This window comes from Psychrobacillus sp. FSL K6-2365 (assembly GCF_038003165.1).
Lineage (GTDB): Bacteria > Bacillota > Bacilli > Bacillales_A > Planococcaceae > Psychrobacillus > Psychrobacillus psychrodurans.
On the sequence record NZ_JBBOOO010000001.1, the window covers coordinates 4,244,132 to 4,258,485 of the forward strand.

At 35.2% G+C, this 14,354-nt stretch carries 15 protein-coding genes, 1 pseudogene and 3 riboswitches; of the genes and pseudogenes, 6 read left to right on the forward strand and 10 right to left on the reverse strand.

The features are described from left to right. Nucleotides 1–56 precede the first annotated feature (56 nt). From MKY29_RS21525 to mtnK, 3 genes are read right to left on the reverse strand one after another with little or no spacing between them, the layout of a single operon-like run. Nucleotides 57–1,139 (reverse strand): sugar ABC transporter substrate-binding protein, encoded by a 1,083-nt coding sequence (locus tag MKY29_RS21525; RefSeq protein ID WP_093495500.1) that lies wholly within the window; start codon nucleotides 1,137–1,139, stop codon nucleotides 57–59. After that, nucleotides 1,129–2,196 carry an S-methyl-5-thioribose-1-phosphate isomerase gene (mtnA, locus tag MKY29_RS21530; RefSeq protein ID WP_340880711.1) on the reverse strand — a complete coding sequence of 356 codons (1,068 nt, stop codon included), beginning with the start codon at nucleotides 2,194–2,196 and terminating at the stop codon, nucleotides 1,129–1,131. The genes MKY29_RS21525 and mtnA overlap by 11 nt, the downstream gene beginning before the upstream one ends. Continuing rightward, complete coding sequence (mtnK, locus tag MKY29_RS21535; RefSeq protein ID WP_340880712.1) at nucleotides 2,174–3,382, reverse strand: S-methyl-5-thioribose kinase; 1,209 nt, start codon at nucleotides 3,380–3,382, stop codon at nucleotides 2,174–2,176. Before mtnK ends, mtnA begins: the two co-directional genes overlap by 23 nt. Before the next feature lie 75 nt (nucleotides 3,383–3,457). Beyond that, nucleotides 3,458–3,614: riboswitch (SAM riboswitch) on the reverse strand. Nucleotides 3,615–3,770: 156 nt separating this feature from the next. Then, a riboswitch (SAM riboswitch) is annotated at nucleotides 3,771–3,875 on the forward strand. A 112-nt stretch (nucleotides 3,876–3,987) separates the two neighbouring features. Between mtnK and mtnW the strand changes: the two genes are divergently transcribed. Genes mtnW through MKY29_RS21555 form a run of 4 tightly spaced genes read left to right on the forward strand, consistent with a single transcriptional unit; the run spans nucleotide 3,988 to nucleotide 7,032 of the window. Beyond that, nucleotides 3,988–5,205: a 2,3-diketo-5-methylthiopentyl-1-phosphate enolase gene (mtnW, locus tag MKY29_RS21540; RefSeq protein WP_093495503.1), complete on the forward strand. Its 1,218-nt coding sequence runs from the start codon at nucleotides 3,988–3,990 to the stop codon at nucleotides 5,203–5,205. Nucleotide 5,206: 1 nt separating this feature from the next. Further along, a complete protein-coding gene (locus MKY29_RS21545) occupies nucleotides 5,207–5,872 on the forward strand; it encodes a 2-hydroxy-3-keto-5-methylthiopentenyl-1-phosphate phosphatase (protein ID WP_093495504.1) in 666 nt (221 codons plus the stop codon). Then, nucleotides 5,869–6,483 (forward strand): methylthioribulose 1-phosphate dehydratase, encoded by a 615-nt coding sequence (locus tag MKY29_RS21550; RefSeq protein WP_272508921.1) that lies wholly within the window; start codon nucleotides 5,869–5,871, stop codon nucleotides 6,481–6,483. Before MKY29_RS21545 ends, MKY29_RS21550 begins: the two co-directional genes overlap by 4 nt. Nucleotides 6,484–6,498: 15 nt before the next feature. Next, a complete protein-coding gene (locus tag MKY29_RS21555) occupies nucleotides 6,499–7,032 on the forward strand; it encodes a 1,2-dihydroxy-3-keto-5-methylthiopentene dioxygenase (protein WP_241598614.1) in 534 nt (177 codons plus the stop codon). A gap of 98 nt (nucleotides 7,033–7,130) precedes the next feature. Here the strand turns inward: MKY29_RS21555 and MKY29_RS21560 are convergent, their stop codons facing one another. The 5 genes from MKY29_RS21560 to MKY29_RS21580 all read right to left on the reverse strand — a co-directional run bounded on the left by MKY29_RS21560 (nucleotide 7,131) and on the right by MKY29_RS21580 (nucleotide 11,247). Next, nucleotides 7,131–7,856, reverse strand: coding sequence for a hypothetical protein (locus MKY29_RS21560; protein WP_340880713.1), 726 nt, complete (start codon nucleotides 7,854–7,856; stop codon nucleotides 7,131–7,133). Between the two features lie 23 nt (nucleotides 7,857–7,879). Beyond that, the gene (locus MKY29_RS21565) at nucleotides 7,880–8,614 is read right to left on the reverse strand and encodes an amino acid ABC transporter ATP-binding protein (protein ID WP_241598617.1); all 735 of its coding nucleotides are present in this window, start codon (nucleotides 8,612–8,614) and stop codon (nucleotides 7,880–7,882) included. Nucleotides 8,615–8,632: 18 nt separating this feature from the next. Further along, complete coding sequence (locus MKY29_RS21570; RefSeq protein WP_340880714.1) at nucleotides 8,633–9,394, reverse strand: amino acid ABC transporter permease; 762 nt, start codon at nucleotides 9,392–9,394, stop codon at nucleotides 8,633–8,635. A 62-nt stretch (nucleotides 9,395–9,456) separates the two neighbouring features. Next, nucleotides 9,457–10,311 carry a transporter substrate-binding domain-containing protein gene (locus MKY29_RS21575; RefSeq protein WP_340880715.1) on the reverse strand — a complete coding sequence of 285 codons (855 nt, stop codon included), beginning with the start codon at nucleotides 10,309–10,311 and terminating at the stop codon, nucleotides 9,457–9,459. A gap of 124 nt (nucleotides 10,312–10,435) precedes the next feature. Further along, nucleotides 10,436–10,619, reverse strand: a riboswitch (Lysine riboswitch). Between the two features lie 463 nt (nucleotides 10,620–11,082). Next, nucleotides 11,083–11,247 carry a YvrJ family protein gene (locus MKY29_RS21580; RefSeq protein ID WP_090567515.1) on the reverse strand — a complete coding sequence of 55 codons (165 nt, stop codon included), beginning with the start codon at nucleotides 11,245–11,247 and terminating at the stop codon, nucleotides 11,083–11,085. Nucleotides 11,248–11,695: 448 nt separating this feature from the next. On the opposite strand from MKY29_RS21580, the gene MKY29_RS21585 reads away from it, so the two are divergent. Together MKY29_RS21585 and MKY29_RS21590 are read left to right on the forward strand one after the other, a co-directional pair. Next, nucleotides 11,696–13,000, forward strand: a complete 1,305-nt coding sequence (locus MKY29_RS21585; RefSeq protein ID WP_340880716.1) for a helix-turn-helix domain-containing protein — start codon at nucleotides 11,696–11,698, stop codon at nucleotides 12,998–13,000. Between the two features lies 1 nt (nucleotide 13,001). Then, nucleotides 13,002–13,133 (forward strand): hypothetical protein, encoded by a 132-nt coding sequence (locus tag MKY29_RS21590; protein ID WP_276517597.1) that lies wholly within the window; start codon nucleotides 13,002–13,004, stop codon nucleotides 13,131–13,133. A gap of 132 nt (nucleotides 13,134–13,265) precedes the next feature. Here MKY29_RS21590 and MKY29_RS21595 read toward each other — a convergent pair. Together MKY29_RS21595 and MKY29_RS21600 are read right to left on the reverse strand one after the other, a co-directional pair. Continuing rightward, nucleotides 13,266–13,431, reverse strand: a pseudogene (locus MKY29_RS21595) (cation:dicarboxylate symporter family transporter); the annotation flags it as partial. Between the two features lie 36 nt (nucleotides 13,432–13,467). Then, nucleotides 13,468–14,346, reverse strand: coding sequence for a response regulator (locus MKY29_RS21600; protein WP_340880917.1), 879 nt, complete (start codon nucleotides 14,344–14,346; stop codon nucleotides 13,468–13,470). Nucleotides 14,347–14,354 lie beyond the last annotated feature (8 nt).

The following is a 14,354-nucleotide window of genomic DNA, read 5'->3' on the forward strand; positions in this document are numbered from 1 at the left end:
AATTTCTCCTTTCTTAGAAAAAGCCGCCCTATTAAAACAGGACAGCTTAATTTTTTTTATCTGTTTTCTTCTAATCCTTTTAATTCATCTGTGTAACCCTGATCACTTGCTCCCCAACCTTCAATATAGTCACTTAGTTCACTAGTCGTTACTGTTTCTGCCGGTAATTTAGATGCATCAACAAAAACTGGTTCTAATACGACTTTTTCTTCTACATTCCCACCGTTAATTTTTTGGTATAAATAACGGACTTGAATACGACCGATATCCTTAGGATCTACTGCTGCCGATGCAACCCATGGACTATTGTCATTTTGAATCATCTGTAAATCTTCATCACTCATATCGATACTATATACCTTAATATCCGTACGTCCTGCTTGTTCTATCGCTCTAACTGCACCCTTTGCAAACTCGTCCCAAGCAGCCCAAACTGCAGTTATTTCACCTTTATTTGGATATTTTTTTAATACCGCTTCCATTTGTGATTGAGTGTCTAAAGCTGTATTTTGCGTGGCTGCACCGAATGTTGCAATTTCTTTAATCCCTGGATTCTCTCCTAGAAAATTCTCATACGCTATTTGTCGTCTTTCCATCGGCGCAAAACCTGCTACCCATATTTTTACGATATTCGCATCACCATTTGAATCTACCGCTAGCTTCTCTAGCGTCATTTTAGCCATTTTTTCATCACCTTGTTCTAAAGAGGTTACCCCTTCGACTTCTACTCCTGCATCAAATGCGACAACCGGAACCCCTTTTGCTACTGCATTCTCTACTCCTTGGTTCAGTGCTTCTTTTGTACCGTGATCTATTAATATACCGTCTACTCCTTGATTCACCGCGGCATCTAAATTGGAGGCCATTTTAGATAAATCCCCTTCAGAAGTAAACACTGTTACATTTCCACCAAATTTCTCTACCTGCTCTTTTACACCTTCAATATATTGAGCTGAAAATGTCCCTAAATTTTGTTGCATAACTAATGCAATTTTTTTACCAGTTAGCGGATGTTCTGAAGCCTCTCCCTTACTGCTAGATGATGTACTTGCTTCTCCTTCAGCTTTTGGTTGACATGCACCTAACAATACTCCAATAACCAAAATCGTGAATAACAACCAATACTTATTAGTTTTCATTAATTTTCTCCTTTTCAATTGATTTCGCTAATTGAGCGGAAATATTATCACAATAATCTGGATAAATAATTCCTTTTTCCGTTATAATGGCAGTGATATATTTAGCTGGTGTCACATCAAAAGCAGGATTGAAAACTTTTGTATTTGATAGAGCAATAGACTTGCCGTTAATAAGTGTAATCTCCTCTGCCTTCCTTTCTTCTATTGGAATTTCTACTCCATTATTTATGGATAAATCAAATGTAGAGGATGGTGCTGCCACATAAAATGGAATTCCATATACGAAAGCAAGAATAGCTAAGTTAAGAGTTCCTATCTTGTTTGCTGTATCTCCATTTTTTGCTATCCGGTCTGCACCAACAATAATTGCTTCTATTCCCTTTGCACTTATTGTGTGTGCAGCCATACTATCAGTTATAAGTGTCACATCGACTCCTGATTGCTGCAGCTCCCACACTGTCAGCTTGCCCCCCTGAAAGACAGGTCTAGTTTCACATGCGAATACTTCAAACTCTTTGCCAAGTTCCTTTCCTAGATGAAACGGAGCTAAAGCAGTACCATACTTTGCAGTGGCAATAGAACCCGCATTGCAAATGGTCATTACCTTGGTTTTATCACCTAGTAAATAAAGTCCAAATTCACCAATATTCCGACAGGACTCCTCATCTTCTTTGTGAATTACTATTGCTTCTTCAATTAATATCTGCTTTGCATCCGAAACACTATCTACTAAACTCACTATTGTCAACAAACGGTCAAGTGCCCAAACTAAGTTGACAGCAGTTGGCCGGGATTCACCCAAATATGTTGCATCTTTTTTTAGTAATGCTAGAAAATCTATCATCGAATTTGTTTTATAGCCCTGGGCCTCAATAGCTAATCCATATGCTGCCGTAATACCAATGGCAGGGGCACCACGAACTTTCAAGGTAATAATCGCCTCGTAAACATCTTTGAGTGCTTCAAGTTTTATATAGACAATTTCATGAGGAAGTTTCTGTTGATCTAAGACTACTAACTGCTTACCATCCCACTTAATCGATAATGGAATACTCATAAATAATTTCTCCTAGCAACTCAATTACTGCATCTATTGAGTCTATTTCTTGACGACTCACTATTAATCTTTCTCCAGTTTTTAGAGTTTGTTTTTTTAGTAAAATTCGTTTCTTTTCGTTTTCAATATTGTCCAAGTCTTTCACATGTGCGAGTCCAATTGTTCTACGAATAAGCTCACAGCCTGCGAATCCTAGTGAATCATGGAATATTTTTTCTAGCAAAAATGCATTGTATCCCTCTATATCTTTAAATGAATCGAATTCACTCTGTTCCAAAAAACCTGCAAATTTAGTAGAAAAAGTGGTCCAAGTGTTTCGTATATGACCATGTATGACATCACGTTGTTTGCCTTCTCTGGTAATAGATTGGACTATTAAATTTGCTAAAAACAATCCTATATCAAAACCAATAGGACCGTAAAAAGCAAACTCTGGATCGATCACTTTAGTTTCTACTTCACTCGCAAAAACACTTCCTGTATGGAGATCTCCGTGCAGCAAGGCTTCCGCTTCGGTTAAAAAACTTCTTTTTAATTTTGCCACTTCAAGCTTTAATAATTTGTTGTTCCAGATTGCTTCTACTTCGACTTGTAATGCAGGTTCAAAGTCATTTGTTTCATGGTCAAAAAAAGGATCGGTAAAGATTAAATCCTCTGTGATCTTACACAATTCCGGATTTGAAAATTCTATTACAAGCGCTTTTTTCTCAAAGGGGTGAAGAGCAAAATCAGAAGTATGATAAAGTGTTAGAGCTAGGTAGTTCCCTATATCTGTCGATAATTTAGGGTAGGACTCACCTTTTATCAATCCTTCACGTACGATTGTGAGATGAGATAAATCTTCCATGACTGTGATAGCTAAATTTTCATCCGTTTCATAGACTTTTGGAACTAGATCGGCAGCATATTCTCCATGTTTTTTTAAGGCACTAGCTTCAATTTTTGCCCTTTTTAGAGTTAGCGGCCAGCTTTCCCCTATTACTTTTGCATAGGGCAAGGCCTGTTTAATAATAACTCCACTGCCACTCGTTTGATCTGTTATAAGAAAAACATAATTTAGATTTCCATCACCAATTTCTTCGCAAGTTAATTTAGCTGTATTCGGGAACAAAGATAATTCGCTTGCTAGAGAAATTGCAGATTCTGGTGTTAATAATTGATATTGTTTTGTCGCTACTACCGCCATTTAATTCTTCCTTTCATTCTCAAAATAAAAAACCTCTTTCCAAAAGAAAGAGGCCAAGAATAAGAGATTCTGAACCTCTTATCTCTCAGAAAGTAAACTTTCTGATGGAATTAGCACCGTGCCTTACGGAATCTTACATTCCGGCGCATAAAGCGCCCCGTCTCACAACGGTATTACGGTCGGTTGCTGGGCGTCATCGGGCCATTATCCCTCTGCCTGCTCTTGATAAGAGTGCGGTACAAGTATGATGTTTGATTAGAATCCTAGCATAATAGAAAAAGTTATGTCAACAGTATTTTGAATATATATACTTTTTAATTTTCTTGTTGACAGAAGTTTTATTGCATGGAATAATCAATATAATTTATTAAACATCAACTGAATATTTTTCTTATTTAGAGCAGGTGGAGGGACAAGCCCTATGATACCCGGCAACCGATTCATTTTTGAACACGGTGCTAATTCTTGCAGCCAAAAGGCTGAGAAATAAGAAGTTGTTAAACTATTAACCTCTTCTTATTTGAAGAGGTTTTTTATGTTATCTGGTCAGCGCTAGTCTGGGCTACATAGGCGCTTGCGCATTTATTTTAGTTAGGAGTGAAAAAATGAGCGGAATCACTGCGCACTATCAACTATATGGAAAATCTGGCTCTTTTGAAAAAAAGGCAGAAGATATTGCACTTGGATTGACTATTGGTTCTTGGACTGACTTAGCTTTGTTAGAACAAGAACAGTTAAAAAAACATAAAGGAAATGTAATATCCGTTACCGAATCCAAGGATATCCAGCACCCCTTTCACCCTGAAAAAATAAAAGCAGAAATTAAAATATTCTACCCTGCTGCAAATTTTTCTACTGATATTCCAGCAATATTAACAACGGTCTATGGCAAACTATCCCTAGACGGTGAAGTGAAGTTATTAGATTTAGAATTCGATACGAATCTTTTGTCCCATTTCCCCGGACCACGCTTTGGCATTAAGGGTGTTCGAGAAAAATTAGGAGTTTATGAACGTCCGCTAATCATGAGCATATTCAAAGGAGTCATTGGAAGAGACATAGAATATTTAGCAGAACAACTTAAACAACAGGCATATGGTGGAGTTGACCTTGTAAAAGATGACGAAATCCTATTTGATAATCCACTAACTTCTTTTGAATCACGTATTGCTACTGGACGAGAAGTATTGAGACAGGTGTATGAAGAGACAGGACATCGTACTTTATATGCAGTAAATTTATCAGGACGTACATTTGAATTAAAAGATAAGGCCAAAAAAGCCCGAGAACTTGGGGCAGATGCACTTTTATTTAATGTTCATACTTACGGATTAGATGCCCTTCAGATGTTAGCAGAAGACGATGAAATTCAATTGCCACTTATGGCACATCCAGCTTATAGTGGAGCATTCACTTCCTCAGCATATTATGGAGTTTCAACATCACTTGTTCTAGGAAAACTTACTCGTTATGCAGGAGCAGACTTTTCATTATTCCCTTCTCCTTATGGCAGTGTTGCACTAGAAAAGTCTATAGCTCTTTCTTTAGGTGAAGAACTAACAAAAGCCAGTAAAGTTAAACAAAGCTTTCCAGTTCCATCTGCAGGCATTCACCCGGGTCTCGTACCCCTTTTAATGAATGACTATGGAATCGATAGCATTATTAATGCTGGAGGTGGTATACATGGTCATCCAGCCGGTGCAACTGGGGGCGGTTTGGCTTTTAGGCAGGCAGTAACAGCTGTTTTAGAAGAAATTCCATTAGTACAAGCAGCAAAACAACATAGTGAGTTAAAAACTGCACTTGAATTATGGGGGTTATAATATGAGTAAACTTGTAGTTTTTTGTGACTTCGATGGAACTATAACCAATCAAGATAACATTATGGCAATCATGGAAAAATTCGCTCCACCCGAATGGACTCCAATTAAAGAGGATATTTTAAGTCAACGTATTTCCATACGAGATGGTGTAGCAAAGATGTTCTCTCTCCTCCCTATTGAATCAAAAGATGAAATTATTTCTTTTGTACTTGAACAGGCTGTCATCCGCGATGGTTTTAGTGAATTTGTATCTTTTACAAAAAATCATAACATCCCACTTTACATCGTAAGTGGTGGTATAGACTTTTTCGTCCATGAACTACTAGAACCTTTCAGGCCATTTGCAGGAGTTTATTGTAATGTATCCGATTTTTCTAAGGATACAATTCACATTGAGTTTCCACATAGTTGTGATGAACAATGTACTAGCCAAGGATGTGGTTGTTGTAAACCATCTATTATTCGTACACTTCTTGACCAAGATGCTATGAGTGTTGTAATTGGGGATTCCATTACCGATTTAGAAGCGGCAAAATTAGGAGATATCATTATTGCAAGGGATTTCTTAATCGAAAAGTGTGAGGAATTAAATATTCCCTATGAACCTTTTGAAAACTTCCACGATGTGATAGACATTATGAACGCTAGGTTAGGCGTGAAATTATGACATTACAAGATAAATGGGATGAACTTGCGGACATAAAAGATGAACTCGCTGCAAGAGATTGGTTTATGGGAACTAGTGGAAACCTCGCTATTAAAGTACGTGATAATCCTTTGGAGTTTCTAGTAACTGCAAGTGGTAAAGATAAAAAAAAGAGGACATCGGAAGACTTTTTGCTTGTTGATGCTACTGGAAAACCAGTAGAAAATACTCCTTTAAAACCATCTGCTGAAACATTACTCCATTGTGCAATATATCGAGAAACAAATGCTGCTTGCAGTCTTCACATCCATACAGTTGCAAATAACGTTATCTCTGAGTTGTACGGTGATAAAGGTTCAGTAGATTTTCAAGGCATTGAACTCATTAAAGCTTTTGGTATGTGGGAAGAAGATGCAATACTCTCCATACCAATTATTCCTAACTACGCTCATATTCCCAAACTTGCGGAAGTGTTTACAACTTATATTTCTGCTGACAAAGGAGTAATCCTTATTCGTAACCATGGTATAACTGTTTGGGGAAAAGATGGGTTTGAGGCAAAAAAATTACTAGAAGCTTGTGAGTTTTTATTTCAGTATCAATTAGCATTACACCAAATACACTTAAAATAGAAAGGAAGATTCTTGATGGCTATTATTAAAATCCAAGAAACAAGTGAAACAATTGAAGCACAAAACGAGGTAGAAGCATTTTTAGAAAGTCAGGAAGTAATTTATGAACATTGGGATATAGACAAGTTACCAGAAAACCTTCGTGAAAAATTTAACTTAGACGACGATGAAAAGCAAGAGATTCTAAAAGCTTTCAAAAGTGAAATAGACGACATCTCAACTCGTCGCGGGTACCAGTCCGCCGATATTATTTCTCTATCTGACTCTAACCCTAACCTAGACGAACTGTTAAAAAATTTCGAACGAAAGCACCTTCATACCGACGATGAAGTTCGTTATATTGTAAGTGGTCACGGTGTCTTCATCATACAAGGCAAGGATGAACGCTACTTTGAAGTTCATCTTTCACCTGGTGATTTGATATCTGTGCCCGAGAATATTACACACTACTTCACATTATCTGAGGATCGTAAAGTTGTTGCTGTTCGCATTTTTGTAACAACAGAGGGATGGGTTCCAGTTTACCAAGATGAAGTAGTAGAACAATAAAAATACCTACTTACCCTAGGAATAAATGAATAACGATAAGGTAGTCAATTACTGCTTCTGCGGCTATTTCTTTCTAAAACAAAAAAAGTGGACTCATTTTATGAATTCCACTTTTTTATGTCTATTCGGTAAATTCCTTTTATATCTCGTAATATACATCCATTAGCCTCAAAAATACGTCTCATGGGCTTGTTATTTGTATCTGTGCTTCCCACATATACCTTCGCACCAAAATTTTCCAAGAGTTCTAATGAAATAGCATGAAATATCGTTCCGTATCCTTTGCATCGTTGTTCTGGTACAACCCCAAAGTAAAACATTCTTCCCTCATCAGTAGTCCCTTGTTCAATATGTGGAATACTAATACCGTAGTTCATTGCATTTTGAGAAAAGATAAAGCAATGGTCTCGCCACTTAACACCTATTTCACTTTCAAGTGATTCCATTATTTGATTGATAGTAAATATATTATTTTTGTTAGCTGAACCACTCCTACATGAATCGTACAATGTAGCAAAAGCCAAATCAGTCATATGACTATCGGAAAGAGATTGTACTTGAAAGCTACCAGAACTTATAAATGGTCCTTCCAATGTCTTTGTGTATTCTACAATAGAAGACACTTTTTTAAACCGACGCTTGAAGATCCAGTCCTCATTCTCTTCATCTATTAATAGTGATAAATATGCTACTTTTTCTTCTTTCCACTCTGCTAATATTTTATCAAATGCAATTAAGTAATCAATGTTTGGAACATAAGATACTTTTAGTTGATCCACAAGCCAGTATTCCTGATCTTTTTTAATCAGATTGAAAAGGTTCACCTATCGATTCCCCCATGCTGTTGTTAGCTTAATGTTCGTTTTAAGAAAGCCTTTGTTCGATCTTCCTTTGGATTGTTAAAGATTTGTTCAGGCGTTCCTTCCTCAGCAATTACTCCTTTATCCATAAAAACAACTCGATCAGCAACTTCTTTAGCAAACTCCATTTCATGTGTAACTATTAACATAGTAAGTCCTGTGCCCGCTAATTCTTTCATCACCTTAAGCACCTCTCCAACCATTTCTGGATCAAGTGCGGAAGTTGGCTCATCAAATAACATAACATCTGGTTCCATCGATAGCGCTCTCGCTATGGCAACACGTTGCTTTTGACCACCCGATAATTGCTTAGGTTTAGCGTTTACATATTGATCCATTCCAACTACTTTTAAGTATTTTAAAGCAATTTTTTCGGCATCTTCTTTAGAGCGTTTTATCACTTTTACTTGTCCAACCATACAGTTGCTCAGCACGTTATGGTTGTTGAATAAGTTAAATTGTTGGAAAACCATTCCTAACTTTTTTCTGTAAGCATGGATATCGTGTTTTTCATCTAAAATATTCTCTCCATGATAGATGATTTGCCCTCCACTAGGCTTTTCTAACAAATTTATACAACGAAGTAAAGTAGACTTTCCCGATCCAGAGGAACCAATGATGCAAACAACCTCTCCTTTGTTCACTGAAAAATCTATATCTTTTAAAACCTCATGATTTCCGAAGGATTTACTTAAATGTTGAACTTCGATGACATTTTGCATAGATTTCTCCTCCTTCGTTTAATCTATATTAGTATTACTTTTTGTTAACATAAGTTGCGGTGGTGGTTGTCCAATCATGCTATAGTTTTCTGGTCCATCTAGTTTTCTTTCTATATAACGTAATATTAATGTTACTGTAAAAGTCATGACGAAATATAAAATACATGCTATAAAGAACGGTTCAAAATACTTAAAGCTTATTCCTGCAACTGTTTTTGCTTGAAAATATAGTTCCGTAACACCAATCACATTTAATACCGATGTATCTTTAATATTAATGATAAATTGGTTGCCTGTTGCTGGCAGTATATTTCGGATGACTTGAGGTAAAACAACACCCCACATTGTTTGGAAGTGATTCATACCAATTGCTTGTGCTGCCTCGAATTGTCCCTTATCAATCGAAATGACACCACCACGTACAATTTCTGCCATATAAGCACCCGTGTTAATCGAAACGATAAATATTGCAGCCATTGTACGGTCCATATCTATTCCAAAAGCTAGTGCAGAGCCATAGAATATTACCATTGCTTGTACAATCATTGGTGTTCCTCTGAAAAACTCAATATAAACAGAAAGAATCAGATTAACTATTTTTAATACAATACGTTTTAGCTTTCTCTCAGGCGTAGGAATTGTACGAATAACTCCTGCCAGCAAACCAATAACTGCTCCAAAAATCGTACCAATTATGGAGATTAGTAGTGTCATTCCTGCTCCACGAAGGAACATCGGCCAGTTACTTGTAATCATCGAAATAATATATTCAATGCTCATACATTTCCCTCCTTCCATATAAAAACCGACTGCAAAAAGATGCAGCCGGTATCACATCATTTTTATTCAGCAGCTGGTTGATTATTAATCGCCTTATCCATAATTTCTTGACGTTCTTCTTCCGTTATTTCCGCTAAAATTTCATTAATTTTATCTGTTAAGTCACTACCTTTTTTCAAACCTACAGCGACTGCTGTATCTTCTTCCTTTGCTTTAAATCCTTCTGTGAACTCCACCATTGCAAAGTTCTCGTTTGCAGAAGATGCGCTAATTCCTTCTGGTCTTTCAGATACATATCCATCAATAACTCCAGACTCTAATGCCACACGCATTGCCGCGAAATTATCTGACGCTGGTTGTTTTTGCACATCTTTAATTTGATCGATAACACCATAATGTGATGTATTTAATTGACCTGTAATTTTAGCACCACTAAAATCTTGAATCGAAGTAGCCCCTTCAAAAGCACCGCCTTTTTTCACTACCATAACAAAGTTGGAGGTGTAGTAGTTTTCCGAGAAGTCGATTGTTTCTTTACGCTCTTTTGTAGGTGACATTCCCGCTATGATTGCATCAATTTTGTCTGATTGCAATGATGGTACAAGACCGTCCCATTCTGTTTTGACGATAACTAGTTCTTTTCCTAATCCGTTAGCAATTCGTTTAGCAATTTCCACATCATATCCACCAGCATATTCTGCATTACCATCAATCTTCACTCCACCATTAGAGTCATCTAGTTGTGTCCAGTTAAAAGGTGCATAACCAGCTTCTAAACCAACTGTAAATGTATCTACTGCTGCTTCTTTACTATTATCAGATGAAGACCCTGAAGTTTCAGTAGCATCTGTTCCACATGCTGCTAATAATAATAACAAGCTTGCGAATATCGTTATAAATACTAATCTCTTTTTCATTTTAATTACTCCCTTTTTATCAGTGTATGTTTGTTCCTATAAAAAAAGACAACTTGTACAAAAAAAGACCTGAGATGAACTCAGGTCGCAATATGTATAGTTGCCCAAATCCTCTACTTTTCCCAAATGAGATAGCACACCATTAAAAACCGGGATGTTTATAATGGACAGTCCTGCAATTATTAACTGCAGACCCAGCAAGTAATACCGAGAAATATTACTAACTTCGGCGACATTTCCTTCTCCATAGAATTATAGCTTCTCAAACTCCACTATGGACTGTTAAATATCGCGCCTCTACCTCACTATACTAAGTGAGGTCGTATTCAATTATGTTTCATAGTCTACATTAGACATACTTATCTGTCAACTGACTCTCGAAAAAACTATTTATACGTTGAGATTAATAGCTACATGATCAGATATACCAATTTTAGAGTAAAGATACTGCTAATGATTCTTCTATTTTGGATTGTGGGCTTACGTAATCTATTTGGTAAGTTAAATCGTCAATAGAGGGATAACCAATTTTTTGAAAGTAGAAGTAATTGTGGAAAATAAACTAAAAAATTATATTGTGATTTACATGAAAAAAGTAATCCATTTTTTGAGTTAGCCACTCGGGATGGATTACTTTTCACTTCTGTCATTTTCGTTAAAGAAAATCGTAGGTTCAGAGTGAAAATAAGCTTAACTTCCATTCTTAAAAAAGAGTTTTTTCTCTATCAATTTATATAATCAACAGGATATCAGTTTCATCCATGTTACATGTTACTTTCTTTTTTCTATGCTATTGTTAACAACATTTGCTATATTGTGAATGGTATTTTCTAGAGCGTCTATTTTATTTTCAAATCGATGCAATAAGTAAATAGTGACTACAATGGGAAATCCAAAGTTTCCAATTAGTTGTACAATGTTTCCCTCGCCAATCATGCGTTATCCCCCTTTCTTTAATTTTTACCATTCCTTAAGCGTTGATATACCTGTTGAGTAAACCCCTTCGAATTGTATTCTAATGAGCTGACTTGTCCGAAAAGAGGAAAATCATCCATCAGTCTATTCCAAAATCACCTTGGATTAAATTAATTGATATTTATCATATTATACTAAATATTTAGTATTTTTAGAATAACTATAAGTTGGGAAACACGCTCTACTATCTTAGATTATTAATACATATCTAATACTAATTTCTTAATTTAATGAAATTTTACTATATTTTAATAAAAATTGGATAAGTAAAAACCCTATATTCTACAACTTTCTACTACTTATTATGCTTTTCAACCAAGTATCAGTCGTTTCAAGTCGAACGATTGAAAAAGGATATTTTGTTTTTTTCAAGAATTAGTACATTACTAATTCATAAGGGGTGAAGAAAATGAGTAGTATAGGTCATATAATAAAATCGGAAAGATTAAACCAAAGTATGAAACAAACCACATTGGCCAAGGGAATCTGCTCTACATCCTACTTAAGCAAAATAGAAAATAATTTAACTATTCCAAGTGACGAAGTAATAACGTTTTTACTTAAAAAACTAAATATAGAAATAGATCAAGTATCCAGTGAAAAGGAAAATAAAGTTATTGCATCGTTATCTGAACTGTACAAAATGGGAGTATTAAAAAGGGACAAAAAATTTATAAGAGAATCCTTGCAAAAATACACTAATAAAAATCAATATTTTTTACAACTAAATAATTATTATAGTTATCACCTTTATCTATTTCGTCTCCTATTAATACTTGATGATAAGGAGGATAGCCTGCAATCTACCTATAACGTAATTGCAAAAATAAGAGATGGTATGGACGAGAAACAAAAGTTTATCATTAATCTAAACTTAGGACTTTATAGTTATTTGGATGGAAATTATCAAGAAGCATTAAGTCGATTAGAGATGTCTTTAAGATTTATAAATAATGGTAAAAATGAAGAATGGGAAATAGCTGATTTTTATAATGTCCTAAGTTTAACGTACTTTAAGTGCAATGAGTTTTTTAACGCAATCAATTTCGCTTCAAAATCATTACTTTATTATAAGGACAATCTTTTATTCGAAAGAGCAATTGATAATTACATCGTTATAGGAATTGCACATAAAAAAATGAGAAAGTATGAAGAAGCAGAAAAGAACTATAATTTAGCGATGAAACTGGCAAAAGATTATAAACTGATTAATTATGAGGAGGTGATTTATCAAAATCTAGGTTCATTATATGCAATCCAAGGGTGTCATGAAAAAGCAATTGAGTTTTATAAGCTTAGTTTAAGAATTAAAGAAGAAGATTGTAATGCTGAAGGGTATTTATTAACAATTCTATCCATTGTAAAAGAGTACTCCAAGCAGTCTGATCATGAACAGGTTCTCAAATGGTGTAAGAAAGGCTTAGATAAAATAGTGGGGGGAAAAAACTCTAACAAAGAAAATAGTTCCTATTATTTTCACTTACAAATTTATATAAATTACCACAATTTTAATAATGAACTTGAAAATTTATTAAAGGAAGCTATAAATTATTTCGAAAAGGAACAGGATGAACGTCATGTTCAAAAGTATTCGATTTTACTAGCAGATTACTTTTTTAAACATAATAAATTTAAAGCTGCGAGTTTATACTATCAAAAATCAAATCAGATTCTATTTAAACAAAAATTTATTAATAGATGGGAGGATTTATAAGATGAAAAAGAAGATTATATTGCTAACCCTATCAAGTGTTGTCATCTTGGCTTTAAGCTTTACTACCAATATTAAACACATTAGTGAAGAAGAAACACCAAGACCAACGTCTATAGGGAATTCTTATATTTAAAATTAGCTGCTCGACAAGCTCAAGAGGTCAATTCGTTGGAACTATCCACTCAAGCTAAGCAGAGATTTAAAAACCGGCCATCCAAATAGATAGCCGGTTTTATTGTTTACAGTTATTATGTTGAACTTCCTTTACCCCAAATAGCGCAAATTTCATAATAATGTTTGTGACCCAGAACACTCCATCGGTGGTACTTGAAGAAAGCTTGAACAGGCTTTACTTTATCACCGATTGCTGCGATGCCTAATCCGAATAATACTGAGAAGAAAGTAGTTGGAAGCAATACTCCTGCTGCAATCACTTAAATATATACGGTAGCAACTTAATCATAAGTCTATTTATAATTTTCAAGTACTTCTAAATAGAGTGCTTGAAGAAATTTTTTAATATTTACCTTTACTTTAGAAGAGTTTAACTTATCCTCAACTATTTCTATTGATAACTTTCGAATTTCTTGAAAATCGAAATATCGTGGTGCGTAATGTTCAAATTCTGGAGTGGTATAGTCAATTGCCCCTAGTGTAGCTAAGTGTTGCATAGCTAATAATATCGTTCTTCGTAGTCGCTGTTCAATCGCCTTCATTTCTTTTTTAATATCCTCCGCGTCCAGTTTCATGGCAAGCGATTCATATATATCTTTTAAGGATGGAAATGTATTTAAAGGATTATTTTGCTGAATAAGTATTTCCACTATTGAGATTAGATCATTACTTCCTATTTCACCCACTATCCCCATGCTGCTTAGCTTTGAGCTAACCATCTCTCTAACACTTTGCTTTTTTAGCACTGGTTTTAATGGAACGATATTTGCTAAGGAATCTTTTATTGCCAATAAAGAATCCTTCAATTGAAATTGTTCTGTTATTTTCGTTAATATACTCTGAACCTCAACACGATTAATGGGCTTATGTATAAAAAATTCAATACCTTTTATATATGCTTCTCCTACCATCTCTTTATTGACGACTTGAGAAATCATTATGAATTGCCCTTTAAATCCCGTGTTTTTCAATTGTTCAATCGTTTCAAGTCCATCTAATTTGGGCATTAGAAAATCGATGAGAACAACATCTGGTTCTGTTGTGAGAATGGGTGATATACATTCCCCCCCATTTTCCGCTTCGCCAATAACTAACCCCAACTCTCCCTCTGTTATAATTTTTTTAAGCATCAATCTGCTAGCTGCATCATCATCTACAATATAATATCGCAGTGTTCCTC